Here is a 26,226-nt window from a genome sequence, read left to right as displayed (position 1 = left end):
TTGCCCGGCGGCAGTTCAGCCCCGGATCAGAAGCTCAGCACGGTACGGATCGACTTGCCTTCGTGCAGCAGATCGAAGGATTCGTTGATCTTCTCGAACGGCATCTGGTGAGTGATGAAGTCGTCCAGATTGATCGCGCCGTCCATGTAACGATCGACGTAGCCCGGCAGTTCGGTACGGCCCTTGACGCCACCGAAGGCGGAGCCTTTCCAGACGCGCCCGGTCACCAGCTGGAACGGACGGGTGGAGATCTCTTCACCGGCACCGGCGACGCCGATGACGATGGATTCGCCCCAGCCCTTGTGCGCGCACTCAAGCGCCGCACGCATGACATTGACGTTGCCGATGCACTCGAAGGAGTAGTCGACGCCGCCGTCAGTCATGTCGACGATGGCTTCCTGGACCGGCACGAACAGCTTGCTCGGGTTGACGAAGTCGGTGGCGCCGAACTTGCGGGCCAGGTCGAACTTGTCTTCATTGATGTCGATGGCGATGATGCGCGACGCCTTGGCCATCACCGCACCCTGGATGGCGGCCAGACCGATGGCACCGAGGCCGAAGATGGCGACGGTAGAGCCCGGCTCGACCTTGGCGGTGTTCATCACCGCGCCGATACCGGTGGTGACGCCACAGCCCAGCAGGCAGATCTTGTCCAGCGGCGCTTCCTTGGACACCTTGGCCAGCGAGACTTCCGGCACCACGGTGTATTCGGAGAAGGTAGAGGTGCCCATGTAGTGGTGCAGCATCTTGCCATCGAGGGAGAAGCGCGAGGTGCCGTCCGGCATCAGGCCGCGACCCTGGGTGGCACGCACGGCGCTGCACAGGTTGGTCTTGCCGGAGAGGCAGAACTTGCACTTGCCGCATTCCGCGGTGTAGAGCGGAATGACGTGGTCGCCCGGCACCAGGCCAGTCACGCCCTCGCCCACTTCCTCGACGATACCGGCGCCTTCGTGGCCCAGCACGGACGGGAACAGGCCTTCCGGGTCTGCGCCGGACAGGGTGAACGCATCGGTATGACAGACGGCGGTATTGACGATGCGTACCAGCACCTCACCGGCCTTCGGCCCTTCGACATCGATCTCGACCAGTTCCAGCGGCTTGCCGGCTTCCAGCGCAATCGCAGCACGTGATTTCATGAATCTCTCCTAGTGAGCATCAATAGCGGTAAACTGGCTGCCAATCTCATGCCCCCTGGTGTGGTGATGATCACCACGGAGGCCACCCTGAAAGGTAGCAGCACCTGACAGGTTGCATAGATGAGTCGCCCGAGGGACTCCCCACGCGACAGGCACTGGGCTCGTCCTTGCGGTTCATCCTTGCGGGCTTGGCATGGAGCACAGTCTACGCAGTCATGCGGGTGGGATTAAGCCGTCGGCACTCAGATGATTATTGCCACTCAACAACAATGAAAGAGGAGCCAGCATGCAGCGCTGGGACCGTATCGAAGCCTTCGTGGAAGTCGTCAGAATCGGCTCATTTTCCGGTGCCGCCCGTCATCTCGGGGTGTCCAGCTCACATGTCAGTCGTCTGATCAGCCAGCTGGAAGCCCAGCTCGATACCCAATTGCTCTACCGCACCACCCGTCAGACGCGTCTCACCGATGCCGGACAGGTGTATTTCGAGCACTGCCATCACCTCTTCGATGGCTTCCGCGCCGCCGAACAGGCCATCGGCGACTTCCACGCCCGCCCCAGCGGCGTGCTCAAGCTGACCAGCGCCACCACCTTCGGCGAGCGCTACGTCGCGCCGCTGGTCAACGACTTCCAGCTGCTGCACCCGCAACTGGAAGTGCAGATGCACTTCACCAACCGTCCGGTGGAACTGATCGACGAGGGCTTCGACGTCGCCATTCGCATGGGCGTGCTCAAGGACTCCTCGCTGATCGCAAGACGGCTGGTGGACCGCCGCGAATTCGTCGTCGCCTCGCACGACTACTTCCAGCAGGCGCCGCGCCCGCACACCCTGGCTGAGCTCTCCAGTCATCGCTGTCTGGCCGGTTCCAAGCGCGAGTGGCTGTTCGAGGTCGAGGGTCAGCGCCGTGAGGTGCGCATCACCGGCAGCTGGCAGGCCAACTCTGGCCCGGCGCTATTGGACGCCACGCTCAAGGGCCTCGGCCTTGCCCAGATTCCCGACTATTACGTCGCGCCCTATCTGGCCAGCGGCAAGCTGATCTCGGTACTGGATGAGTACCAGGTGCGCGATACCGGGGTGTGGATCGTCTATCCCCGCCACCGCCACCTCTCGCCCAAGGTGCGCCAGTTCGTCGACTTCATGGTCGAGCGCTTCGAGGGCGGCATCCCCGGCCTTGACGCATGACGCGCCGCCGCGGATGAGCTGCCGAATTGATGAACGAATAAGTTGATGAGCGGATGAGTTGATAAGCCGACGAACGACAGACGGGCTGCCAATCGGCAGCCCGTCTGTCGTTGCACTCACCATTCTCATCAGCGGCGTCAGGCGCGCTGCGCCCCGCTGCCCGGTACTGCCTCGGGCAGATGCACCGGCGGTGCCTTGACCAGCAGCTTGCTGGCCACGAAGTAGACCAGCGCCCCCAGCAGCGAGCCGGTGAACCAGCCGTAGTCGTAGAACCAGGACAGTCCGGGCTGCGAGAAGCTGATCACCGTCAGTCCCACCGGCACGAAGAAGGCGATGAAGCCCGCCGGATTGAAGGCCGGATAGGTGCTGCCATCCAGATAGAGTGCCGGCAGATCAAAGGACTGACGACGGATCACGAAGTAGTCGACGATCATGATCCCCGCGATCGGCCCCAGCAGACTCGAATAGCCCAGCAACCAGTTGGAATAGAGACTCTCGAGACTCACGTCCGAGACGATCCAGCCCATCTTCTTGATCAGCTCGAAGCCCATCAGCAGCACCCCGACCAGCCCGGTCAGCAGCACGCCGCGCGTCTGGTTGATCAACTTCGGCGCGATGTTCTGGAAGTCATTGGTCGGCGAGACGATGTTGGCCGCGGTATTGGTGGAGAGCGTCGCGATGATGATCAGCACCATGGCGATGGCGACCCAGCCGGGGCTGTCGATACGACCGATCAGGTTGACCGGGTCGGAGATGGTCTCACCCACCAGCGAGCTGGACGCCGCGGTCAGCACCACGCCGAGCGCGGCGAAGAAGAACATCGTCAGCGGCAGGCCGATGATCTGACCGACGATCTGGTCCTTCTGGCTCTTCGCGTAACGACTGAAGTCAGGGATGTTCAGCGACAGCGTCGCCCAGAAGCCGACCATCGCGGTCAGGCCGGCCATGAAGTAGCTGGCCACGCCATCGCCTTCGGGACGATTCGGCGGCTGGGCCAACAGCTCGCTGATCGAGGTATGCGGCAGCGCCCATACCATCAGGCCGACACCCACCGCCAGCAGCAAGGGCGCGGAGAGCGTCTCCAGCCACTTGATGGATTCCGCGCCGCGAATCACCACGAACAGGTTGAGCGCCCAGAACACGAAGAAGCCGATGACCTCGCCTACCCCGCCCAGCGCCTTCCAGTCGGCCGAGAGGCTCGACAGCAGCAGGTGGATCGCCAGCCCGCCGAACATCGTCTGGATACCGAACCAGCCACAGGCGACCACCGCGCGAATCATGCATGGCACGTTGGAGCCGATGATGCCGAAGGAGGAGCGCAGCACCACCGGGAAGGGAATCCCGAAGCGCGTGCCGGGGAAGGCGTTGAGGGTCAGCGGAATCAGTACCACCAGGTTGGCGACCAGAATCGTGAACAGCGCCTCGCCGACGCTCAGGCCGAAGTAGGCGGTCAGGACGCCACCCAGGGTGTAGGTCGGCACGCAGATCGACATGCCGACCCACAGTGCGGCGATGTTCCAGCGCGACCAGGTGCGCTCGGCACTCTTGGTCGGCGCGATATCCTCGTTGTAACGCGGGCTGCGGGCAACATCCTGTGCCACCACCAGCTCGATCATTTCCTCATTGCTGCGCACCATGTGCGAGCGCGTCTGTGTCGGGGCCATGAGTCCTCACCTGTTCAGCTGTTGTTATTGTTGAGGGTGATGCACTGCGCTTGCCTTGTGTCACTTGTCGTTTCTTGTCTTCCTCACCTTCTCCGTCGCTTTCCTGACTCCTCTTCGCTCCTCCCCGTTCGGCACACTTCATCAGGCTCACTTCATTCGGCACTGCATGCAGAAGATTATGATGCAGAAGATTCTGCGGCAGACGAATCTGTGGCAGGCCGTGTAGAAGAAACACCTTGCGCAGTTCATGTGCAAAACCCTGTGGCAAATCGCATGCCGCCGGCCGGATTATTGCCGACAAATCAAACCTGTCTTGCAAGACAACTTGAGATGCATTGGCGCGTATTTTCATGCATGACGCCTGTCAGGTGGCGACAAGCCGTGTTCGCACCAACTGTCAGTATGGTCAGGTTCCAAGCTGGTGCAAGGCGGTCTTGCGCAATGCCCCCGCAAACGATCACAAGCCACTGTTGTGCATCGTCTTTTGCTTTGAAAATCGCGTGAACCATGCTGATTCTCGAGGCACCACAATGGTGAAATATGGCCTTTTATTGAATAAAAACTCTTTGATAACAACAAGATAAATCCACAAGGCTTTATTTGACACTTCATCTTGCCGAACGCGGGAACACTGTCTAATGTTCATTAAGCTGACTGGTGAGACAGGATTTAAATCGGACCTTTCCTGACCCACGATGCCTGCCAGCGGCATGCAGACTCGCCAGGCAGGCGGCGTGTTTTTCCTGGGGCCATTTCGCGCTATCCCTGCTCACCCGCTCAGCCCACCAGCACTCATTGAAGACAACAACAACCGGCGCCAAGCGCCCGATGAGGAAGACATGTCGAACGATTCCCGCATCTCCTATACCGAGGATGCCGGCAAGCTGCGCTGCGCCGTCATCCAGATGGGACTCAACGTCTCCACCGACCTCGAGCCCGCGCAGATCCGTGATGCCATGAACGAGGCCCACCTGCCGCTGATCGACCAGGCCGGTGAGGCAGGCGTCAAGATCCTGTGCTTCCAGGAAGTCTTCAATCAGCCCTATTTCTGCCCGAGCCAGGATGCCAAGTGGTATGCCGCCGCCGAGCGCGTGCCCGACGGCCCCACCGTCACCCTGATGCAGCAGTACGCGAAGAAGCATCAGATGGTGATCATCGTGCCCATCTACGAGGAAGTGCAGCCGGGGGTGTACTACAACACCGCCGCCGTCATCGATGCCGACGGCAGCTATCTGGGCAAGTATCACAAGACCCACATCCCGCAGGTGGCGGGCTTCTGGGAGAAATTCTTCTTCAAGCCGGGCAAGTCCGACTGGCCGGTCTTCGACACCGCCTACGGGCGCATCGGCGTCTACATCTGCTACGACCGCCACTTCCCGGAAGGCTGGCGCGCATTGGCGCTCAACGGCGCCGAGATCATCTTCAATCCCTCCGCCACCGTCGCGGGCCTCTCCCAATATCTGTGGGAGCTGGAGCAACCTGCCTCCGCCGCTGCCAATGGCTGCTACATCGCCGCCATCAACCGCGTCGGCCATGAACAGCCCTGGGATATCGGCGAGTTCTACGGCTCCTCCTACTTCGTGAATCCACGCGGCCAGATCGAAGCCCAGGCCAGCGCCACCGAGGATGAGCTGCTGATCCACGACCTCGACATGGCGATGGTGCGCGAGGTGCGCAACAACTGGCAGTTCTTCCGCGACCGTCGCCCCGATGCCTATACCCGCCTCACCGACGGCGAGTGACGGACTGACGACCAGCACGACGACAACAAGACGACCTGACACTCAATGCCGGACAAGGCCGCGCGATGCGGCCGGGAGAGATTCATGGCAATCCTGATCAAGGGCGGCAGCATCCAGACCCACGAAGAGCGCTACACCGCCGATGTGCTGTGTGACGGCGAGACCATCACCGCCATCGGCACCGACCTGGGCGTACCGGACGACTGCGAAGTGATCGACGCCAGCGGCTGTCTGGTGATGCCCGGCGGCATCGACCCGCACACCCACATGCAGCTGCCCTTCATGGGCACCGTGGCCAGCGAAGACTTCCAGACCGGCACCGCCGCGGCGCTGGCCGGTGGCACCACCATGATCATCGATTTCGTGATCCCCTCCCCCCAGCAGCCGCTGATGGAGGCCTATCACACCTGGCGCGAATGGGCCGAGAAGTCGTGCTGCGACTACAGCTTCCACGTCGCCGTCACCTGGTGGGACGAGAGCGTCAGCCAGGACATGGCGACGCTGGTCGCCGATTACGGCGTCAACAGCTTCAAGCACTTCATGGCCTACAAGAACGCCATCATGGCGCCGGACGACACCCTCGTCTCGAGCTTCGCGCGCTGCCTGGAACTGGGCGCGATTCCCACCGTGCATGCCGAGAACGGCGAGCTGGTCTATCACCTGCAGCAGAAGCTGCTGGCCGACGGCATCACCGGCCCTGAGGCGCATCCGCTGTCGCGCCCACCGCAGGTCGAGGGCGAGGCCGCCAGCCGCGCCATCCGCATCGCCGGCACCCTGGGCACGCCGGTGTATCTGGTCCACGTCTCCACCGCCGATGCGCTGGAGGAGATCCGCTACGCCCGCGAGCACGGTCAGCCAGTCTACGGCGAGGTGCTTGCTGGCCATCTGCTGATCGATGAAGAGGTCTATCAGAACAAGAGCTGGGAATTCGCGGCCGGCCACGTGATGAGCCCGCCGTTCCGCTCGCTGGAGCACCGTCAGGCGCTGTGGGGCGGCATCCAGTCCGGTGACCTGCAGACCACCGCCACCGATCACTGCTGCTTCTGCGCCGAGCAGAAGGAGATGGGCAAGGACGACTTCTCGAAGATTCCCAACGGCACCGCCGGGGTCGAGGACCGCATGGCGATGCTGTGGCACGAAGGCGTCAATACCGGGCGCTTCTCCGCCGAGGACTTCGTGGGCCTGACCTCCACCAATGCCGCCAAGATCTTCAATCTCTATCCGCGCAAGGGCGCGATCCGCGTCGGCAGCGACGCCGACATCGTGGTCTGGGACCCCAACGCCGAACGCACCATCTCGGCCAAGACCCACCACCAGAACATCGACTTCAACATCTTCGAAGGCCGCACCGTCAAGGGCATTCCGCGCCACACCATCAGCCGCGGCGACTGGGCATGGCGCGATGGCGAACTGCATGCCAAGCGCGGCCACGGCCAGTATGTCGAGCGTCCGGCCTACCCCAGCGTGTTCGACCAGCTCAAGGCCCGCGCCGAGAGCAACGTCGTCAGCGCCGTGGATCGCAGCTGACGGTCGGCGAACGACCCACCTGAGACAACTGAGACAAGTACGGCACGACTGAACGGCGGCCTGGCGGCGCACCTGACGCGCTGCCGGTCCCTTAGCACTACTAAACAAGCCGCTGCCAACCAAGAAGCGCAACCCGACTCGCCTGCAAGACCAACAACAACGACCCCGCGCCTGAGCGCGGGCAGGAGCCACACCGTGACCACATCCTCCACTCCTTCCCACTGGGCCCCGAGCGGGCTCGCGGAAGAGGCGCTGAGTGCGCGTTTCACAGACCTGCATCCGGCGCTCAGCAAGCGCCAGGCCTTCATCGAGAGCTCGCGCTGTCTGTACTGCTACGATGCACCCTGCATCAAGGCCTGCCCGACCAGCATCGACATCCCGACCTTCATTCGCCGTATCCACGATGACAATCTCGAAGGCGCCGCCAGCGAGATTCTGGATGCCAATATCCTCGGTGGCAGCTGCGCCCGCGTCTGCCCCACCGAGATCCTCTGCGAGCAGTCCTGCGTGCGCAATCAGGGCGATGAGTGCCAGCCGGTGCTGATCGGCCTGCTGCAGCGCCATGCGCTGGACAACGCCCAGTTCGAGGCCCATCCGTTCACGCGTGGCGCCAGCACCGGTCGGCGCATCGCCGTGGTCGGCGCCGGGCCAGCCGGGCTTTCCTGCGCCCATCGTCTGGCACGTTTCGGCCACGACGTGGTGATCTTCGAGGCCGAGGAAAAGGCCGGCGGCCTCAACGAATACGGCATCGCCCGCTACAAGCTGACCGATGACTTCGCCGCCCGCGAAGTCGAGTTCCTGCTCGAGATCGGCGGCATCGAGATCCGCCACGGTCAGCGCCTCGGCGACAACCTGGCGCTGGCCTCCCTGACACGCGAATTCGACAGCGTCTTCCTGGGCCTCGGCCTTGGCACCAGCCATGCCCTCGGCCTGACCGGCGAAGATGCCAGCGGCCTGATGGCGGCCACCGACTTCATCAAGGTGCTGCGTCAGAGTGACGAACTGAACGCCCTGGCGGTGCCCAGACACGCCGTGGTGATCGGCGCCGGCAACACCGCCATCGATATCGCGGTGCAGGCCAAACGCCTCGGCGCGCAGACGGTGGACCTGGTCTACCGGCGTGGCGAGGAGCAGATGTCCGCCACCCATCACGAGCAGGAAATCGCGCGCGCCAATGGCGTGATGATCCACACCTGGGCGCGCCCGCTGGCGATCGATGTGGCAAACGATAGTGGTAGAAGCGAAGAAGGTGATGACGCCGCGCTCAGCGCGATGCAGTTCGCGCGCACGCGAGTCGAGGATGGCCGCCTCGTCGATACCGGCGAGACCTTCACGCTGGCCTGCGATGGGGTCTTCACCGCCATCGGCCAGGGCTTCGATGACGCGAACCTGAGCGACGCCCATGCCGCAGGGCTGGCCCGTGAGGGGGCCAAGATAGAGGTGGACGAGATGCTGCGCACCAGTCTGCCCGGCGTCTATGCCGGCGGCGACTGCATCGCCCGCGGGCAGGACCTCACCGTTCAAGCCGTCGCCCACGGCAAGCTGGCCGCCGAGGCCATCCATCACGATCTGATGCTCAAGGTGGAGGCCGCCTGATGACCATTCATACCCCGCTCAATGATGACAACGCCCGCCCGGCAGGTGCTGGATCAAGCGGCGATCACGTCGCCAGCTACAAGGCCGATCTGTCGGTCAACTTCGCCGGCATCCGTGCCCCCAACCCCTTCTGGCTGGCCAGCGCCCCGCCCACCGACAAGGCCTACAACGTGGTACGCGCCTTCGAGGCCGGCTGGGGTGGCGTGGTCTGGAAGACCCTCGGCGAAGACCCGGCCGCGGTGAACGTCTCCTCCCGCTACTCGGCGCACTATGGCCCGAATGGCGAGGTCAGCGGCTTCAACAACATCGAGCTGATCACCGACCGTTCGCTGGAGATCAACCTGCGCGAGATCACCCAGGTCAAGAAGGACTGGCCGGACCGCGCGCTGATCGTCTCGCTGATGGTGCCGTGCGAGGAAGAGGCCTGGAAGACCATCCTGCCGCAGGTCGAAGCCACCGGCTGTGACGGCATCGAACTCAACTTCGGCTGCCCCCACGGCATGCCGGAACGCGGCATGGGCGCGGCGGTGGGCCAGATGCCGGAGTATGTCGAGCAGGTCACGCGCTGGTGCAAGACCTACAGCTCGCTGCCGGTGATCGTCAAGCTGACGCCCAACATCACCGACGTGCGTGAACCGGCCAAGGCCGCCTGGCGTGGCGGCGCCGATGCCGTCTCGCTGATCAACACCATCAACTCCATCACCCACCTGGATCTCGACCGCATGGTCGCGCATCCCATCGTCGGCGACCGCAGCACCCACGGCGGCTATTGCGGCAGCGCCGTGAAGCCCATCGCACTGAACATGGTGGCCGAGATAGCGCGCACACCAGAAACCGCAAACCTGCCGATCTCCGGCATCGGCGGCATCTCCAACTGGGAAGATGCGGCGGAATTCATCGCCCTCGGCGCGGGCAGCGTGCAGGTGTGCACGGCGGCGATGCTGCATGGCTTCCGTATCGTCGAGGAGATGAAGGACGGCCTGGGACGCTGGATGGACAGCAAGGGCTATCAGCGTATCGACGAGTTCTCGCGCGCGGCGGTGCCCAACACCACCGACTGGAAGCAGCTGGACATGAACTATCAGGTGATCGCCCGCATCGACCAGGACAAGTGCATCGGCTGCGGACGCTGCTATATCGCCTGCGAGGACACCTCACACCAGGCCATCATGCATCTGGCCAAGGACAACGGCACCGCCCGCTATGAGGTGAAGGACGCCGACTGCGTGGGCTGCAACCTGTGCGAGATCACCTGCCCGGTCGAGGACTGCATCACCATGGAAGTGCAGGACACCGGCAAGCCGTACATGAACTGGATGGAGGACCCGCGCAATCCGCATCGCGCGGCCTGATCGTCTGGTGCTCCTCCGATCGCGGGGCGCAGCTAGCAATAGATGGGAACCAAAAAAAGGGGCTGCCAGCAATGGCAGCCCCTTCTTCATTGTCTTGATGATCCAGCAATGATGACGATGATTAGCTTCATGATAATTAAATCATGAAGCCACCTGCTGGCTCAGGCGGACAAACCGACGCCCTTCAGCAGCACCCGAGTCACGTTCTGCACCGCCTGCTCGAATTCCCGATCACTCAGCGCCTTGCCCTGATTGAGCACCGCGATCTGATGATCGAAGTCGGCGTAGTGCTGGGTGCTGGCCCAGATCATGTACAGGTAGGCGGAGGCATCGACGTTGTCGATGCGGCCCTCGCCGATCCACTGGCGCAGGCGTGACTTCTTCATCTCGGCCCACTCGTCGAGCCACACCGTCAGCTCTTCGCCCAACACCGGCGCGCCCTGCATGATCTCGCTGGCCCACACCTTGGAGCCATAGGGGCGCTGGCGCGAGTGCATCATCTTGGCGCGAATGTAGGTGGAGAGCACCAGCTGCGGGTCGTCGTAGGCCTCGAAGCACAGCGCATCTTCCTTCCACAGCGCCAACAGGCCATCGAGCACCGCGCGATACAGCGCTTCCTTGGTGCTGAAGTAGTAATGCAGATTGGACTTGGGCAGCTCTACCTCGGCGGCAATATCGACCATGCTGGCGCCGACATAGCCCTTGAGAGCGAAGATCTTTTCGGCGGCGAGCAGGATGCGGCCGACATTATCCTTGCGAATCTGAGACTTGCGAGTGGTCATGCGATCCCCTGACGCGGTGCTGGCAGTGCGATGAGAATATCACAACCGCACTGCCAACATGTCTGAGCCGTCAGGTTTGCCCTGTCATCCGGCAAAGGAGATGGCGACTTCTCTGCAAGTGCTGTGCAATCCCGCGCCAGCGCGGACCGGCAAGAACCGCGCCCGCGACATCACTCGAAGACCGCGCCATCGATGAAGCCATCCGCCGGCATCGGCACCTGGCCCGCCTCGCCGCTCAGCCACCAGGGCGCCGGATGCGTGCCTTCACTGCGCTCATCCGCCACCGGCACCACCATGCCCAGCTTGCGGGCCGCCGTGCGGTAGAGATCCGGGCGTACACAACGTGTCAGCGTCGCCTCGAGATCCTCGTCATTGAAGCCCTGCAGATGCCCCCAGCGCTGCATCTGGGCGATGTACCAGCGCGTCTGGGAACGCCACGGGAAGTTGGCCGCATAGCGATGGAAGATGGTCCAGCCGGGATTGTGCTGCTGAAACTCGTCCACCGACTGCTCGACATCGACATCTTCCAGTCCGCGCGTCACCACGCTCATCGGCACCTCCGGCATGCCCTCGTCATGCAGCCACTCGGCGGCTCTGGCCCGATTGCCGGGGCGGTCCAGCCAGGCGCAGGCATTGAGCAGCGCGCGAATCAGCGCCTGATGCGCCAGCGGATGCTGCTCCGCCCAGTCCTCGCGCACGCCCAGCACCTTTTCCTGCCCGAAGCGCCAGATATCGTGACTGCCCGCCACCACCTGCCCCATGCCCTGCGCCGCCGCCAGACTGTTCCAGGGCTCACCGACACAGAAGCCATCCAGCGCACCGCTGGCCAGCTGCGCCGCCATCAGCGGCGGCGCCACGGCGCGCATCTCGACGTCGCGGTCCGGGTTGATGCCGCCCGCCGCCAGCCAGTAGCGCAACAGATAACGATGCGAAGAGAACGGGTGCACGCTGGCCAGCTTGAGCAGTGGCTCGCCGCGCTGCTTGCGCTCGTGCACATGCGCCGCCAGCGCCTTCGCGACCTGCAACGGACTGGAGAGGTCGTGGCCGTCCTCGCCGAGGGTGGCCATCAGCGCGCGCGACAGCGTGATGGAGTTGCCACCCAGATTGAGCGTCATGGCACTGATCACCGGCGTGGCGCGGCCATCCAGGCCCAGGGTCGAGGTCAGCGGCATCAGCGCCAGCATCTGCGCACCCTGCAGCACACCGGTCTGCAGGTCATCACGCAACGCCGCCCACGAGGGTTGCCACTTGAGTGTCACCGCCAGCCCCTCCTCGCGGAAAAGCCCCAACTGCTCAGCGACCACGAAGGGCGCGGCATCATTGAGTGGCATCAGGCCCAGCGTCAGCTGATGGCCATTCAGGGGTACATCTGTGGGCATCACGCACACCTCTTGAACGATCGAGAGAGAAGGACAGTACGGCGACCGGCTCAGCGCCGACGCGCGGCCTTGAGCAGCTCATCGGCCAGCTCATGCAGGGCCAGGCGCCGGTTCATGGCGGTCTTGCGCAGGTATTGGTAGGCGGCATCTTCACTGAGCCCGCGCGTCTCCATCACCACGGCCTTGGCGCGATCGACGCTGCGCCGCTGCACCAATGTGGTCTGGGTGCGGTTGAGCTCCCCCTTGAGCGCACGGTGCGCCTCGAAGCTGGTGATGGCGACCTCGACCATGCTGCGCACCATCGCTGGCATGACGTGGTCCACCACATAGGCCGAGACACCGGCGCCGGCCGCCTCACGCACGAGGTCCGGGGCATCTTCACTGGCCAGCATGATCATCGGCTTGGGATAGCGTCGCCCCAGCTGGCCGAGATGTTCCAGGGTGTCGCGGCTGGGCAGGTCGGCGTCGATGATCACCGCATCGGGCTGATGCTGCTCGACCAGCGCGTGCAGGTCCTCGTGCTCGTCAACGCGCAGCGCCACCTCGAAGCCAGCGCTCAATAGCGCCTGCTCCAGCGCGGCGGAGCGCTCACTGCGGACATCGACGATCAGCACGGTCACGGGCATGTCAGGTTTCCTTGGGTCGGGCATGAGACTTGCCGTACACCCAAGCAGGATTCGTGCCGCAATCTGGTGCAACCCTGTGGCCAAAGGCCTTCAGAGCGGCCGAGCCGAAAGCGTCGCTGCACTGCAATGAGGCACGCGCCGTCCCGACCCTCCCAGCGCCAGTCGCGTGCGCCAGACTGGTACCTCGCGCCTTGCTGACGCACCGCCAGCGCGCATCGAGCGCGCATCCAGCCCGGGACACCGCCTGCGCGCGCCAACCCACCGCCCTCGCCAAGCCATTGATCTTCTGGGACTTGTCCCGCCCACACCCCCGCAACTGGCGCGCTACTTGCTTTGTTCCTGTCACTTGCCGCACAGACGCTCTGCTGCCGGCAACCATGGCATCACCGACTGCTGCCATCGCTATCCATGACGTGGACCAGGCTCTTCGGAGTACGAGTGCGTCGAACCAGGCCCCTCAATGACGAGGCGCCCTCGCTGTCGTTCATTCACAGCCGTTCGACCACTCGCCGAGCACACCTGACTTCGTGCCCGGCACCGACGCTGAATCAGGAGCCCACTCATGGATATCCGCAACAAGGCCAGCCGCATCCGGCTGTTCAGCTTCAACACTCCGCAAATGCGCGCCTTCCACATGTCGTGGTTCGCCTTCCACGTCTGCTTCTTCGGCTGGTTCGGCATCGCGCCGCTGATGGCCGTGGTGCGTGACGACCTTGGCCTGACCAAGACCCAGATCGGCAACACCATCATCGCCTCCGTCGCCATCACGGTGATCGTGCGCCTCGCCATCGGCGTGCTGTGTGATCGCATCGGGCCACGCAAGGCCTACACCTGGCTGCTGTGCCTCGGCTCGCTGCCGGTGATGTGCATCGGCTTCGCCGACAGCTTCGAATCCTTCTTCCTGGCCCGTCTGGCCATCGGTGCCATCGGCGCCTCCTTCGTCATCACCCAGTACCACACCTCCGTGATGTTCGGCCCCAACGTGGTCGGCACCGCCAACGCCACCACCGCGGGCTGGGGCAACCTGGGCGGCGGCACCACCCAGATGCTGATGCCGCTGGTGATGGCCGGCCTGCTGATGCTGGGCGTCGAGCAGACCCTGGGCTGGCGTCTGGCGATGGTCGTGCCGGGCATCGTGCTGTTCCTGACCGGTATCGCCTACTACTTCTTCACCCAGGATGCGCCGGACGGCAACTTCAGCGAGCTGCGTGAGCGTGGTGAGCTGCCCAAGGCCGAGAAGGAATACAGCATGCGCGCCACCTTCGGCGCGGCGGCACGCGACATTCGCGTCTGGGCCCTGTTCCTCGTCTATGGCGCCTGCTTCGGGGTCGAGCTGACCATCAACAACGTCGCCGCCATCTACTTCTTCGATCACTTCGATCTCGATCTTGCCACCGCCGGTCTCATCGCAGGGCTGTTCGGCCTGATGAACCTGTTCGCCCGCACCCTGGGCGGCGTGTTCTCCGACCTGTTCGCCCGCCAGTCCGGCCTCAAGGGCCGCGTGCGCTGGCTGTTCATCGCGCTGCTGTGTGAAGGCGTCGCGCTGGTCGGCTTCGCCCAGATGGAAACCCTCGCGGTGGCCATCGGCATCATGCTGGTCTTCAGCCTCTTCGTGCAGATGGCGGAAGGCGCGACCTTCGGCATCGTACCCTTCGTCAATCGCAAGGCGCTCGGCGCGGTCGCCGGTATCGTCGGTGCGGGCGGCAACGCGGGCGCTGTCGCCGCGGGCTTCCTGTTCCGCAGTGAGGAGCTGACCTACCAGGAAGGCCTGATGTACCTGGGCATGGGCGTGATCGTGATCTCGCTGTTCGCGCTGCTGGTGCGCTTCAGCGCTGCCACCGAAGCCGAGGAAAGCCGCGCCTACGACGCCGCCGTCGCGGACCGTAAGCAACAGAGCGAGCAGCAGCCCGCCTCGGCATAAGCGGATTTCCTTCTCCCCGAGCCAGACACAAGAAGGCCCCGCCTCATGGGAGGCGGGGCCTTCTTGTGTCTGATGACAGCTCAGGTCAGCGGGGACTCATCGCAGCGCTGACAGCCAAGCCTCAGCTATCGGTGGCGTTCTCGACGCTATCGCCGGCTTCCTCGACGGCGTTGTCCATCTTCTCACCGGCCTTCTCCATCGGGCCTTCGTCCTCGCAACCGGCGAGCGACAGGCCACCGAGACCGAGCATGGCAATCATCAGCGAACTACCCAGAGTCTTGAGCTTCATGATGTCTCTCCTTGAATCATCGGTCGGAATGACGCGACAGCTGCCATCACACACAGGCTGCCACGTGGTGTTACCCATGACATGGAGCGGGAGCCTTGCCGTTTCAAGGGTCACGCAACGCCGAGTTGCCTGTTGCTGATCAAAACCAATCGCTCAGGGCTGTTCAGGACACCCGCGCAAGGCTGCTCAGATACCCAGCTCAGAGAAGGTATCGGGAAACTGCACTTCACCGCCCAGCCCCTCCAGATAGTCCGGCAGCAGCTCGAAGGCGACGAAGGAGCCCGGCACGTCGTCATGATGGCAGTAGAGCCCGTAATGACACGCCGGATGAAAGCCCAGGTGGGTATAGAAATCTGCATGGCCTGCCGCCACCACGGCCCCCGCCCCCAGCAGCCGACAGCGCTTGACCGCCGAGATCACCAGTCGCTTGCCGATGCCGTGACGCTGATGCTGGGGCAGCACCGCCAGCGGCGCCAACGCCATCAGCACGCGGTCCGGGTAGCCGGAAAGCTCCACCCGCGACACCATCACATGCCCCAGCAGGCCGCCCTCACCTTCACTGAGGTGGCGGCCCGTCTCCGGGTCGGTGACACGCTCGGCCACCAGCGAGATCTGCGCCAGATTGCCTCGACGCAATCTATCACCCAGGCGCGCTTCACGATGGCCGGCAAAGACGGATTCATGAATGCGGTAGATGCGCTCATGATCAATGAGACGTTCTTCACGAATGCGAAGATTATCAACGGCGTTGGCAGTCATCACGAGGTACCGAATCAGCGCCCTGATGGTCAGGGACGTTACCTCAAGCTTAGCCACCGCCCGCAGCGGCTGCGAGCGTCAATCTGCTGCTCAAAAAGCACGATGCCCGCCGTGGTGGCGGGCATCGCTTGGGGTGATATCAAGGTCGCATGGCAGATGAAAAGCCTGGTTCAGTCCCTCTCAGGCTTCTCGCCGCTACCGGTCAGGCACGTCAGCGACGCTGCCCGCCTCAGCTCTTGAGACGACGCGCGCGGAAGGAGCGCCCCTTGAGCTTGCCGTTCATCAGCTGGGTGAGTGCCGACTTGGCGACATCACGCTCCACGGCGAGGAAGGTGGTCCGCGCCAGTACCTTGATCTTGCCGATCTTGCTGCCTTCCAGGCCGCCGTCACCGGTCAGCGCGCCGAGGATGTCGCCGGGACGCAGCTTGTCCTTCTTGCCACCGTCGATCTGCAGCGTCGCCATGCGCGCATGGAACGGCTCGCGCGTCAGCATGCTTTTCGAGGGCAGCGGCTCGGCTTCCAGCGTCTGCTCGAGGAATTCACCCAGCTTGGTCAGGCGATAGTCTTCCTTCTCGGTGTACAGCGTGCAGGCAATGCCGGAGCTGCCGGCACGGCCGGTACGCCCGACACGGTGCACGTGAGCGTCGAGGTCACGCGCGATCTCGTAGTTGAACACCGCATCCAGCGCTTCGATATCCAGCCCGCGCGCCGCGACGTCAGTGGCCACCAGAATCGAGGTGCTCTTGTTGGCGAACATCACCAGCGTCTGGTCACGCTCGCGCTGTTCGAGGTCACCGTGCAGCGCCATGGCACTGAAGCCGTGCTCATTGAGCGCGTCGCTGACTTCCTGCGCCTGACGCTTGGTGTTGCAGAACACCACGCTGGATTCCGGGCGGTACTTGAGCAGCAGGATACGTAGCGCCTCGAAGCGCGCCTCGTCATCGGCGACACGGTGGAACAGCTGACGGATGCTGCTGTCATCGTGGGTGGAGGCCACCTCGATGCTGACCGGATCACGCAGCATGCGCTCGGCGATCGGACGCACGCCATCGGCGAAGGTCGCGCTGAACAGCAGCGTCTGACGCTCCTCCGGGGTCTCGGCGACGATGGCATCCAGCACCTCGGCGAAGCCCATGTCGAGCATGCGGTCGGCTTCATCCAGCACCAGGGTATTGAGCTCGACCAGGCTCAGGCTGCCCTTGCGCAGATGCTCATCCACGCGCCCCGGCGTGCCGACGATGATGTGCGCGCCGTGTTCCAGCGAGCCCAGCTGCGGGCCGAAGGGCGCGCCGCCGCACAGAGTCAGCACCTTGACGTTGTGCAGGCCGCGCGCCAGACGACGGATCTCGCCGGCAACCTGATCGGCCAGCTCACGTGTCGGACACAGCACCAGTGACTGCACACGGAAGCGCGAGACCTTGAGGCGTGACAGCAGCCCCAGGCCGAAGGCAGCGGTCTTGCCGGAGCCGGTCTGGCCCTGGGCGATGACATCGCGGCCTTGCAGCATCGGCGGCAGGCTCTGCGCCTGAATCGGCGTCATGGCGTGATATTCGAGCGTGGCGAGGTTGTCGAGCAGCTCGGGCGCCAGCGCCAGAGAGGCAAAGGCAGGGGTGGCGGTGGCGTCAGTCACGGGGACATTCCTTCAATCGATGAACAGGCACGAGCCGAACGGGCTTACGCGCGGGCGCAGAGCATAGCAGAGCGTGGCCACTAACGCCTGCCACGGATGCCAGCGCCTGATACCGGCTCCCCAGGCGAGATAGCCTTTTTGAGCAACGCCCTCTCTTGCCCGCCAGACTCACCTCTCAGCACACCGTATGAGCCAGCTCGAATGTGACTCAACTCAAAGCATGATTTTCGTCACGACAGGATTCGATTCCCGCCAAATATCATTTATTAATTATCGTTAATTAAACAAAATGGCCAACGGTCAGTTGGCATGTCACGAAATACAATTTCAGTCGGTGGCTGAGTCGCTGCATATTTCACGCCGTGCATTTCCTGCAGCGCACTTCACGAAAATGGCGCCGACATTCGTGACGGGATAATCATCACGACGTTCTTGTTATCTACCTCAGACTATCAGTGCCAATGACACACCAGGATTGGCGCATACCGAGATGGGCCCACCCCCATGCCGGGTATGAGGAATGCCACCTCTCATCAGTGATGTGCTGCTGGATACCGCTCGGCTACTGCTCGGCTGCCGCAGTGGTGCCGCTGCACGCCCAGAGGCTAAACCTGAATCGATATCATGAATATCAATGACATGCAGATAGCGAAATGCTGTCTGTGTCGCACAGGCGTTTTCGATCTCGGGGTGGTCTCCCGAATTGGATCGTTGCAAGCGTACTGACAGCTCGTGCGAAGCCGGTCATCACTCTGACCATGAAGCCGGTCATGAAACCGGTCATCAAGCCCGGCGCAAGGCACAGGTCGCCGGCACTCAGAACCGGCACTCAGAACCGGCACTCAGAACCGGCAACACCATGGAAACACCATTGACGTGAATCCTGCAGCTTCATCGCCACAATTCACGTCACCACGTGTATGCAAGTTGCTGTAATAGCACGTCAAAGAGCAAATGATATCGCACGGACAGGCGATCTTTGCCACCCGCAACACCACGGTCACCGCTGCCCCGACAACAGGGGAGCAGCAATAGAGCGGCGCAGTCTTCAAGCCGCCAGCTGTCAGAGGGGATCACACCTCTCTACCGAAACAGCCACAAGATGTCACTACGACCCAGGGAGAAAAACGACATGAAGGACCTCTCAAGAATCACGGGCTACGGATGTATCGTGGCCGGTGTCGGCCCGGCAGGCATGGGATTTCTGTTCAATGCCCTCAAGACAGGCCAGATCACGACACTGGCCCGCCACGGACTGTTGATTCTCGATGCCGGCGGCACCCACGCCGGCGGCAAGCTTGGCGCAGGTCGGCTGGGCGAATATCGCATCACCGCCAATTCGGTCGGCGATGTGTTCCTCGACTGCCTGCGCGACCCGGCACTCGCCGACGTGCTGGCCCCACTCGAAGGCGAACCCTGCCTGGAGCGAATCCGCGCCGATCCCTACTCCTCCCCGCGACTCGATGAGATCGGCGAGCTGCTGGAAGCCGCCAGTGCCCTGGTATTGGCGCACATCACCGCCCTGCCAGGCGTCGAGATGTGGTGCGGCACCAGCCTGGACACGCTGCAGTACCTCGACGGCAACAGCATTCTGACCCTCTCGCATGAACCGGAAGTGGCCCAGCGCACGTCGCGGCTGCGCACCGAGAACCTGGTGCTCAATCTGGGCGGCCAGCAGTGCCCGGAGCAACTGACCCAGAGCCTCAATCGTCAGGGGCTGACGCCGTCGCGGCGCGCACGCATCTACAGCGGCGATGAGCTGTTGCGCATGCCGCCGGGGCAGCTGCGCAGCCTGCTGCTGCCGCGTCTGCGGCGTGGTGGTCGCGTCTGTGTGGTGGGTGGCTCGCACAGCGCCTTCTCGATGCTCGACGTGCTGGCCGACGCGCTGCGCAATACCCGCGTCAAGGAGATCACCCTGCTGCATCGCTCACCGATTCGGCTGTTCTTCGAGAATGCCGAAGAAGCGCGCGCCGCAGGCTATCACTACGATGCCGAGCGCGATGTGTGCCCGATCAGCGGTCGCATCAACCGCTCCGGCGGGCTGCGCTACCGGGCGCTGGCCATCGGTCAGGAAATTCTGGCCACCGGCCGCATCGAAGAGTGCGCGATGGACATCCAGCTGGTACAGACCGGCCCCGGCAGTGCCCAACGCCTGGAACTGGCCAGCGAAGTGCTCGCCGACGCGCCCATCGTGGTGCAGTGCAACGGCTATCAGCCGATTCTGCCCACCATCAGCGACGCCCATCATCAGCCCATCACATTGCGTGAAGTGAACGGCGGGCTGGATTCCGATGCCAACGGCAATCCCTGCGACATCCACGGCCAGCGTCTTGCGGGCCTCTACATGTTCGGGCTGGGCGCCGGTCTCGCCGTCGACCCGACACTGGGCAGTGAAGCCTCCTTCGATGGCCGCATCTACGGCGTCTGGCAGTTCCACAATCACGCCAGCCTGCCGGCACTCCACGCCATCATCGCGCGCAATGCCAGTGACGACGCACTCGGCAGCGACACTGCTCACTCCGTCGGTCAGGTGATCGCCAGCGATCGCGGCATGGCAAGCGAAAGCGGCAGTGGAATGACCAGCGACAAGACCCGCGACAAGACCATCGCAAACAGTGTCGTCAGTGAGAAAGCCAGCGCGGAGAGTCTCGCACAGGCGAGCGACGCCGAGGACTTCTCCAGCGCCCTCAAAGTGCTGAGTGACTCACTGGGCCTGCAGCAGAAATCCCGCATGGCGTAGCAAGGCATGACGTGACCTGAGCAAGCACAGTGCTGCCTGTGGGCCTTGCCATCAGATGATTACGTAATGCCAGTTATGGAGCACAGCAGAAACAATCATGAGCTTTGCTACCTGCACACAAGTCAACTGATTACCTTTTTGATAAACATAACAAGAAACAATACATAATGACGCTGGTGCCCCCTCACTCTCCCCGGCGCAAGCAAGCAAGGCCACACGAAGACGCACGATGGCGATACCTCCCCACACAAAAGCGCCGCCCGGGCATGTCCCGAGCGGCGCTTTTGTGTGTCATCTCAGCAAGACCCGTGGCCGAACCTTGCAGCCAGCTCGGCCACGGACACTTAGCGTGCCGCTTCTTCCTCAAGACGCGCCTGCTTGCCACCGAGGGTGAAGCAGGTATCGATCTCGCGCAGCATGAACAGCGCGACACAGGCGGCCAGCATCGGCCAGGCGGCGAAGAACAGCAGGTGATCGAACGGGTCCAGATACTGCTTGAAGGCAGAGAAGGTAGACCCGGCGTGCAGCAACAGCACCAGACCGTAGGTGAGGGTCTTCTTCACGCCGGTGACGAACAGCAGCAACAGCACCATCTCGATGACGGCAATCGCGATGACGATGCCCTCGCCCATGCCACCGATGGCATAGAACTTCTCGAAGATGGCAGCGGCGTGGCCAGGATTGAAGAACTTGTCCAGTGTCCACATCGTGATCACGAGGAAGACCCCGAGGCGCAGCAGCAACAGGGAAATGCGGATTCGATCGGCGTACTTCGTCATGTCAATTCTCTCCAGGGGGAATGGGCCAGCGCTGCAACGCAGCAGGCACGTACTGCTGTGTACGCACCAAGTGGCCGCCTGGTTGCATCGATTGATGATTTTTCTCGCAAAATTAACCACTTGGCAGCGCAAACCCGCCGCGTGACTCCTTGGCGCAAACGCCTGCTTCATCTGCGGGTTTAGCATCTGCGAGCTGCCATTGTTGGGCAAAACAGCAGCAGTGACTGCCGCACAAGAGACGCTGACTCTCCCGCCATCCAACACTCTGCCTTTCTCGCTGTCTGATTCATCAGCGGCTAGCGCCTTGGCAGCCTCGCCCTGACCTTAGACCTTAGACCCTCGCCCCTCGACCGGCCTGCCGGCTCGCCCTTCGCGCTGGAGTTTATCCACATGGCCTCCAAGACTGATCATCCATCTGCTTGCCCGCCGACAGACGCTTCAATGCCGGGCTCTTCAATCAAGCCCCCTCCTGTGCTGCGCCGCTGGCAAGCGCCCGAGCCTGGCGACACGCACCTGCCGGCACGCATTGCAAAGGCGCGCTTTCCGGCCTTGAGCGCCCAACTGCTGGCGCATGCCGCGCGCATTGCAGCAGAACGCGAGCGCGGCGAGATTCTCGACTACGCCTGTGCCATGAGTGCGGTGCCGACGGTGATTCAGGAGATCTGGCTGGCCAGTGGCGAGCTTGAGACATTCGCATTACGCGAAGGTATCCAGATCGAGAGCCTGGCGGAGCTGCTGGGTGAACACACTCCGCCTGACAGCCCCGCCACCGCTGCACAAAGTGGCGAGCCAGCGCGGGTCGTGAGGCCCCTTGATACTTTCGACTGGCTGCATCTGGCGCTGGAGCAGCTGTTGCAGATACATCAGGATAAGCAACGTTTACACTCAGACTGATGTATCTCGGCGCCAAAACTCGTATGGTGAGAGAGAGGGTCGGCCTGTCGTCGATCAAGATGACGCGCGAACCTCGAGCACGACTGTCATATGCACGACTGGAACGCATTTCTGGTACGAGCAACAAGGCACGACATCAAGCACAGCACGCGGAGCAGAACATCACGATCGATCATTGAAAACGACCAGCCGAGGAGGTTCACATGAAGGTCTACAAACCTGAATGGCGTTGCACGCTCGACGTGACGGAAGGCCCCGACCCCACCGCCCGCTGGAAAACACGGCTTGCCTGGCGCTTGCGCGCCCTCGCCGACCGCTTTGATGGCGGTAGTCGTACGATGAAGATTGACTGCAATGTCACCCCGGCGCTCACCCGCGAAGAGGTCGACACCTGCCTGGGCAAGGGCTTCGCCCTCAGCCAGAATCTGATGCTGCAACTGGCCAACCACAGCGCCTGCGAAGATGTCCTACGCGACGCCAAGGCCGAGCTCTACGAAGAAGAGCAACACCCGATGTAATGGTCTGATCTGAGTAGAACCCCGCAGATCATCCCATCGGTGAACGTAGTCCGCAAGACGCATGAAAAAGCCCTCCCGGCGATGTCGGGAGGGCTTTTTTGATGTTGTATCTCAGCGCCTTGAACAGACCTCTTCCCCAGCTCTCTCTACCTATAACAGCGCCAAAAATACTGACAACGCCGCTCTCCACCTCACCCTGTACAATGGCTCCCTCAAGCCGCTCCTCCCAACCTCAGGCCTTCCATGTCCATTTCCGCGCGTCCTTCCAAGCTGAGCCTGCCGCAGGTCAATCCCGGTGTGACGACGGTGCTGGAGTATCTGCTGCTCAAGTTTCCGGCGATTGCCGAGTCACGCTGGCGCGAGCGCATGGCCGAGGGCAAGGTACATCGCGATGATGGCTCGCTGATCACGCCAGAGTCGCCCTACCAACCACATCTGCGTGTGTTCTATTACCGCGAGGTGGCAAGCGAGCCGAGCATCCCCTTCGCGGAGCGGATTCTCTATCAGGATGAGCACATTCTGGTGGCCTACAAGCCGCACTTCCTGCCGGTGACACCCGGCGGCCTGTACGTGAACGAGTGCCTGCAACAGCGACTGCGCAAGCGCACCGGGATAGAGGCGCTGCAGGCGGTGCATCGTCTGGATAGGGTCACGGCGGGGCTGGTGCTGTGCTCCGTCAATCCCGACACGCGCCCCCTCTATCATCAGCTGTTCAAGTCGCGGAATATCCACAAGACCTACCAGGCCATCGCCGAGACACACAGCAATGAATCCCTGGTGGGCCAGCAGTGGGAGGTGAAGAATCGTCTCGAGCAGAGCGAGCAACGCTTCCGCATTCATGTCACCGACGGCGCGGCCAACAGCCACTCGGTGATTCGCTGCGTACAGCAGACAGCCAGTCAGGCATTGTTCGAGCTGCACCCTGTCACCGGCAAAACCCACCAGCTACGCGTACATATGCAGACGCTGGGCTGGCCGATTCTGAATGACCGCTACTACCCCGTGCTGCAACCGCTCTCGCCGGATGACTACGCGCGCCCCTTGCAGCTGCTCTCCAAGGGATTCGAGTTCATTGATCCCGTCACCGGCGAAGAAAGACGCTTCGAATACGACGGTGACCTGACACTGGCGTGAGCCGTGACATGGCCCGTAGCTGTCGTCGCCAGCCGACGCACAGGCCCCGGCATGTGCACAAAGAAATCATCTGGCGAAGGCTTCATGCTCGACGTCAGGCGGGCTAAGGTTTTCCTCCTGTCCCCGGAAAATAGGCCCATCGATGTCCCGACGTCTCGCAGTGACCGGAGGAGCCGCGCTGGCCGCGCTCCTGTCCTTCCCCGTCCTCGCACAACAAGGGCACGACGGGCCGCCGCCCGATCACGATGGCCCGCCGCCGATGTCAGCGGAAGACCAGGCCCTGAGCGAGGCGCTGCGCGCGCGCATGGGCGATACCAGCACCCAGATGCAGAGCGTGCCCACCCCCGAGAGCGCCGCCGAGTGCGGCGACACGCCAGGTTATGAGCGCATGCTGTGCCTGATTGATCTGCTCAAGGCGGATATCTCCGACGATGACATCCTGCAGAACCTGCAGCATGACTACTCCCTCGAAGAGGCCGAGAACTGGAGCAATCTGCCCGCTGGCGCCTTCCCGAAACGCCCCGGCGTGCTGCTGGGCGAGCTGAACATCAAGCAGCGCGGCCTCGTCAAAGCCATCATGCTGGAAGCCACCGGCCACGCGCCCGATGAAGGCTTCGACGAGATGCTCCAGACGCTCAACGCCGATGACTACATCAACACCGTCAGCACCGACTACAAGGCCGGTTACTCCTCCTACAACACCAAGTTCGCCTTCCTCGGCACGCCCGGCGAGACCGGCACCTGGGAGCTGTACTACGGCGGCCACCACATGGCCTTCGCCAACACCTACACCGACGGCAAGCTGGCCGGTGCCACACCCTCCTTCCGTGGCGTGGAACCCTTCCCCTATTTCGAGATGAACGGTCGGGTGAACGAGCCGCTGACCCAGGAGCGCGATGCCTTCGCCACCCTGTTGAGCTCGCTCTCCGATGATCAGAAGGCCAAGGCCACGCTGGAAGGCACCTACCGCGATATCCTCGCTGGCCCCCAGGCCGACGATGCCATCCCCGAAAGCTATGAAGGCCTGCCGGTCTCCGAGCTGGATGATGACCAGCAAGCGCTGCTGCTGACGGCCATCGAGACCTACGTGGAAGACATCTCCGCCCCCGAAGCCGCGGCCTACATGGAGAAGTACACCTCCGAACTTCCCGAGACCTATCTCGGCTTCTCCGGCACGCCGCAGGTCAGCGCCGAAAACGATTATGTGCGCATACACGGCCCGTCGCTGTGGATCGAATTCTCGTTGCAGTCCAACAAGTCCACCGACAAGGTCGGCAACCATCCGCACTCGGTATGGCGTGACCGCACCGACGACTACGGCGGCCAGAGCGAATGACCCGCTGCTCGCCGTGGCGCGCGGCGCTGTTCACGCTCGCGGTGATGATCGGCGGGGCCACGCTTGGCGCCAATGGTATGGGCATCAGCGGCTTTGGAATCAGCGGCATGGGTATCATCCAGTCGGCTCACGCCCATGCCCTGCCCGGCAGCACGCTCATCTTTGAGCAGCAGCCACAGCATACGCTCAAGCTCACTCTCCAGTTCCCGCGTGAAGACCTGCTGATCGCCGCGCCGGAACTGGCAGCGCTTGGTGACGCCAAGCCCGATGCACCCTTGCCGCAGGCGCTGACAGATCAACTCGGCGACTATATCAATCAGCATCTGGCGCTCTCCAAGGACGGCGACGCACTGCCGCTGACGCTCACCGAGGCGCATCTCAGCTCAACCTATCAGCCACAACTCGGCGACTACCTGCTGGTCGTCACACAATGGGATGTGAATACCGAGGAAGCCGAACCGGACTCACTGCTGCTGAAATACGACGCCGTGATGCACGAAGTCCGCAATCACCGCGCCGAAGTCGAATGGCAAACTTCCGAAGGCGACACCCGCCTGATGGCCGACTTCGGCTTCTTCCACTCCGCCCACGGCGTCCGGCTCGACCTGCGCAAGGCCAGGCAGGGACCGGTCGAGCAGGAGTGAGCCGAGCTGGAGTAAACAAGGCGGTTTGCGTTTCCTGAATCGCGCCCACAAAAAAAGCCCTTCCAGCCTGATGGCTAGAAGGGCTCTGAAGCCACCCTGCTCAATACATTAATCAAGATTCCAAGAACCTTCACGATATTGATATGTGTTATTGATAATTCCAGATAGCCATACGGGTACTGTTGCACTTTTTAATTTCCCGAATTGAACCATTTCCTCGCATTCAATATCAAGCACAGATATAGGCAATTCGGGCAACATACCAGTACCCAACCCTCCAGATGGTAATAGACCATCGAAATCTCGCTTCAACAGCAATCGAACTGTAGACTTACTTAGAGTTACAAATACATCCTTACGCACCAACCAATAACACTCCACACCTGATTCAGTGTACCGCTCTTGGCGTCGGGTAAAATCACGCAAGTGCTGATAAGAGCGTTGCAATTCAATAGCTACTTTACGACCATTAATTGAAAAAAGCACATCTGCTTGCCAGCTAGAGCCACTTGGTGAATGTCCTTGGCCGCAGATTCTGAGTGCAACACCTGAGTTTCCCTGTAAGGTATTGCGCTCATGTCATACTCAGAACTCAGCA

Annotated in this window: 24 protein-coding genes; 13 read left to right on the top strand and 11 right to left on the bottom strand. The window is 62.5% G+C overall.

Annotation, left to right across the window (positions count from 1 at the left end; genetic code table 11):
- Positions 1-26 precede the first annotated feature (26 nt).
- On the bottom strand, positions 27-1,136 hold the full coding sequence (locus R2R70_RS10985; RefSeq protein WP_410977997.1) for an S-(hydroxymethyl)glutathione dehydrogenase/class III alcohol dehydrogenase: 1,110 nt from the start codon (positions 1,134-1,136) through the stop codon (positions 27-29).
- Between the two features lie 286 nt (positions 1,137-1,422).
- Between R2R70_RS10985 and R2R70_RS10980 the strand changes: the two genes are divergently transcribed.
- Positions 1,423-2,316 carry a LysR family transcriptional regulator gene (locus R2R70_RS10980; protein ID WP_216060106.1) on the top strand — a complete coding sequence of 298 codons (894 nt, stop codon included), beginning with the start codon at positions 1,423-1,425 and terminating at the stop codon, positions 2,314-2,316.
- Between the two features lie 137 nt (positions 2,317-2,453).
- Here R2R70_RS10980 and R2R70_RS10975 read toward each other — a convergent pair whose 3' ends face one another.
- Both R2R70_RS10975 and R2R70_RS10970 read right to left on the bottom strand, forming a co-directional pair.
- On the bottom strand, positions 2,454-3,980 hold the full coding sequence (locus R2R70_RS10975; protein ID WP_054555323.1) for an NCS1 family nucleobase:cation symporter-1: 1,527 nt from the start codon (positions 3,978-3,980) through the stop codon (positions 2,454-2,456).
- Positions 3,937-4,332, bottom strand: a complete 396-nt coding sequence (locus R2R70_RS10970; RefSeq protein WP_410977996.1) for a hypothetical protein — start codon at positions 4,330-4,332, stop codon at positions 3,937-3,939. Before R2R70_RS10970 ends, R2R70_RS10975 begins: the two co-directional genes overlap by 44 nt.
- 553 nt (positions 4,333-4,885) lie before the next feature.
- Here R2R70_RS10970 and R2R70_RS10965 point away from each other — a divergent pair.
- From R2R70_RS10965 to preA, 4 genes are all read left to right on the top strand, one after another.
- Complete coding sequence (locus R2R70_RS10965) at positions 4,886-5,722, top strand: nitrilase-related carbon-nitrogen hydrolase (protein ID WP_043333765.1); 837 nt, start codon at positions 4,886-4,888, stop codon at positions 5,720-5,722.
- 84 nt (positions 5,723-5,806) lie between these two features.
- The gene (gene hydA, locus R2R70_RS10960; RefSeq protein ID WP_410977995.1) at positions 5,807-7,249 is read left to right on the top strand and encodes a dihydropyrimidinase; all 1,443 of its coding nucleotides are present in this window, start codon (positions 5,807-5,809) and stop codon (positions 7,247-7,249) included.
- Between the two features lie 195 nt (positions 7,250-7,444).
- Positions 7,445-8,845, top strand: a complete 1,401-nt coding sequence (locus R2R70_RS10955; protein ID WP_410977994.1) for an NAD(P)-dependent oxidoreductase — start codon at positions 7,445-7,447, stop codon at positions 8,843-8,845.
- A complete protein-coding gene (preA, locus tag R2R70_RS10950) occupies positions 8,845-10,197 on the top strand; it encodes an NAD-dependent dihydropyrimidine dehydrogenase subunit PreA (RefSeq protein ID WP_410977993.1) in 1,353 nt (450 codons plus the stop codon). Before R2R70_RS10955 ends, preA begins: the two co-directional genes overlap by 1 nt.
- Positions 10,198-10,358: 161 nt before the next feature.
- On the opposite strand, the gene R2R70_RS10945 is transcribed toward preA, so the two are convergent.
- The 3 genes from R2R70_RS10945 to R2R70_RS10935 all read right to left on the bottom strand — a co-directional run bounded on the left by R2R70_RS10945 (position 10,359) and on the right by R2R70_RS10935 (position 12,984).
- Complete coding sequence (locus tag R2R70_RS10945; protein WP_043333730.1) at positions 10,359-10,979, bottom strand: TetR/AcrR family transcriptional regulator; 621 nt, start codon at positions 10,977-10,979, stop codon at positions 10,359-10,361.
- Between the two features lie 170 nt (positions 10,980-11,149).
- On the bottom strand, positions 11,150-12,358 hold the full coding sequence (locus tag R2R70_RS10940) for a CmpA/NrtA family ABC transporter substrate-binding protein (RefSeq protein ID WP_410977992.1): 1,209 nt from the start codon (positions 12,356-12,358) through the stop codon (positions 11,150-11,152).
- A gap of 50 nt (positions 12,359-12,408) precedes the next feature.
- A complete protein-coding gene (locus tag R2R70_RS10935; RefSeq protein ID WP_054555320.1) occupies positions 12,409-12,984 on the bottom strand; it encodes an ANTAR domain-containing response regulator in 576 nt (191 codons plus the stop codon).
- A 562-nt stretch (positions 12,985-13,546) separates the two neighbouring features.
- Between R2R70_RS10935 and R2R70_RS10930 the strand changes: the two genes are divergently transcribed.
- Entirely contained in the window at positions 13,547-14,905 is a 1,359-nt protein-coding gene (locus R2R70_RS10930) for a NarK family nitrate/nitrite MFS transporter (protein WP_043333727.1), read from the top strand.
- A 121-nt stretch (positions 14,906-15,026) separates the two neighbouring features.
- On the opposite strand, the gene R2R70_RS10925 is transcribed toward R2R70_RS10930, so the two are convergent.
- Both R2R70_RS10925 and R2R70_RS10920 read right to left on the bottom strand, forming a co-directional pair.
- Complete coding sequence (locus R2R70_RS10925) at positions 15,027-15,194, bottom strand: hypothetical protein (RefSeq protein ID WP_166019763.1); 168 nt, start codon at positions 15,192-15,194, stop codon at positions 15,027-15,029.
- Between the two features lie 186 nt (positions 15,195-15,380).
- A complete protein-coding gene (locus tag R2R70_RS10920; RefSeq protein ID WP_165873884.1) occupies positions 15,381-15,830 on the bottom strand; it encodes a GNAT family N-acetyltransferase in 450 nt (149 codons plus the stop codon).
- A gap of 24 nt (positions 15,831-15,854) precedes the next feature.
- Between R2R70_RS10920 and R2R70_RS10915 the strand changes: the two genes are divergently transcribed.
- Entirely contained in the window at positions 15,855-16,193 is a 339-nt protein-coding gene (locus tag R2R70_RS10915) for a hypothetical protein (protein WP_410977991.1), read from the top strand.
- Here R2R70_RS10915 and dbpA read toward each other — a convergent pair.
- The gene (gene dbpA / locus R2R70_RS10910; protein WP_410977990.1) at positions 16,183-17,583 is read right to left on the bottom strand and encodes an ATP-dependent RNA helicase DbpA; all 1,401 of its coding nucleotides are present in this window, start codon (positions 17,581-17,583) and stop codon (positions 16,183-16,185) included. The genes R2R70_RS10915 and dbpA overlap by 11 nt on opposite strands.
- A gap of 1,132 nt (positions 17,584-18,715) precedes the next feature.
- On the opposite strand from dbpA, the gene R2R70_RS10905 reads away from it, so the two are divergent.
- Positions 18,716-20,323 carry a hypothetical protein gene (locus R2R70_RS10905; protein ID WP_410977989.1) on the top strand — a complete coding sequence of 536 codons (1,608 nt, stop codon included), beginning with the start codon at positions 18,716-18,718 and terminating at the stop codon, positions 20,321-20,323.
- Between the two features lie 344 nt (positions 20,324-20,667).
- On the opposite strand, the gene R2R70_RS10900 is transcribed toward R2R70_RS10905, so the two are convergent.
- Positions 20,668-21,102 (bottom strand): hypothetical protein, encoded by a 435-nt coding sequence (locus R2R70_RS10900; protein ID WP_043333725.1) that lies wholly within the window; start codon positions 21,100-21,102, stop codon positions 20,668-20,670.
- A gap of 441 nt (positions 21,103-21,543) precedes the next feature.
- Here R2R70_RS10900 and R2R70_RS10895 point away from each other — a divergent pair, with 441 nt between their 5' ends.
- From R2R70_RS10895 to R2R70_RS10875, 5 genes are all read left to right on the top strand, one after another.
- Positions 21,544-21,996, top strand: coding sequence for a hypothetical protein (locus R2R70_RS10895; protein ID WP_410977988.1), 453 nt, complete (start codon positions 21,544-21,546; stop codon positions 21,994-21,996).
- Between the two features lie 203 nt (positions 21,997-22,199).
- A complete protein-coding gene (locus R2R70_RS10890) occupies positions 22,200-22,514 on the top strand; it encodes a hypothetical protein (protein ID WP_043333722.1) in 315 nt (104 codons plus the stop codon).
- Positions 22,515-22,757: 243 nt separating this feature from the next.
- A complete protein-coding gene (locus tag R2R70_RS10885) occupies positions 22,758-23,648 on the top strand; it encodes a pseudouridine synthase (protein ID WP_410977987.1) in 891 nt (296 codons plus the stop codon).
- A gap of 142 nt (positions 23,649-23,790) precedes the next feature.
- A complete protein-coding gene (locus tag R2R70_RS10880; RefSeq protein ID WP_410977986.1) occupies positions 23,791-24,984 on the top strand; it encodes a DUF3500 domain-containing protein in 1,194 nt (397 codons plus the stop codon).
- A complete protein-coding gene (locus R2R70_RS10875) occupies positions 24,981-25,628 on the top strand; it encodes a hypothetical protein (protein ID WP_410977985.1) in 648 nt (215 codons plus the stop codon). Before R2R70_RS10880 ends, R2R70_RS10875 begins: the two co-directional genes overlap by 4 nt.
- Positions 25,629-25,736: 108 nt before the next feature.
- Here R2R70_RS10875 and R2R70_RS10870 read toward each other — a convergent pair whose 3' ends face one another.
- Positions 25,737-26,114: a hypothetical protein gene (locus R2R70_RS10870; protein ID WP_410977984.1), complete on the bottom strand. Its 378-nt coding sequence runs from the start codon at positions 26,112-26,114 to the stop codon at positions 25,737-25,739.
- Positions 26,115-26,226: the final 112 nt, after the last annotated feature.

Origin of the sequence: Cobetia sp. SIMBA_158 (genome assembly GCF_046566945.1) — a bacterium.
In the GTDB taxonomy this organism is placed as follows: Bacteria; Pseudomonadota; Gammaproteobacteria; order Pseudomonadales; family Halomonadaceae; genus Cobetia; species Cobetia amphilecti.
This window is presented reverse-complemented; position numbering and strand designations above follow the sequence as displayed.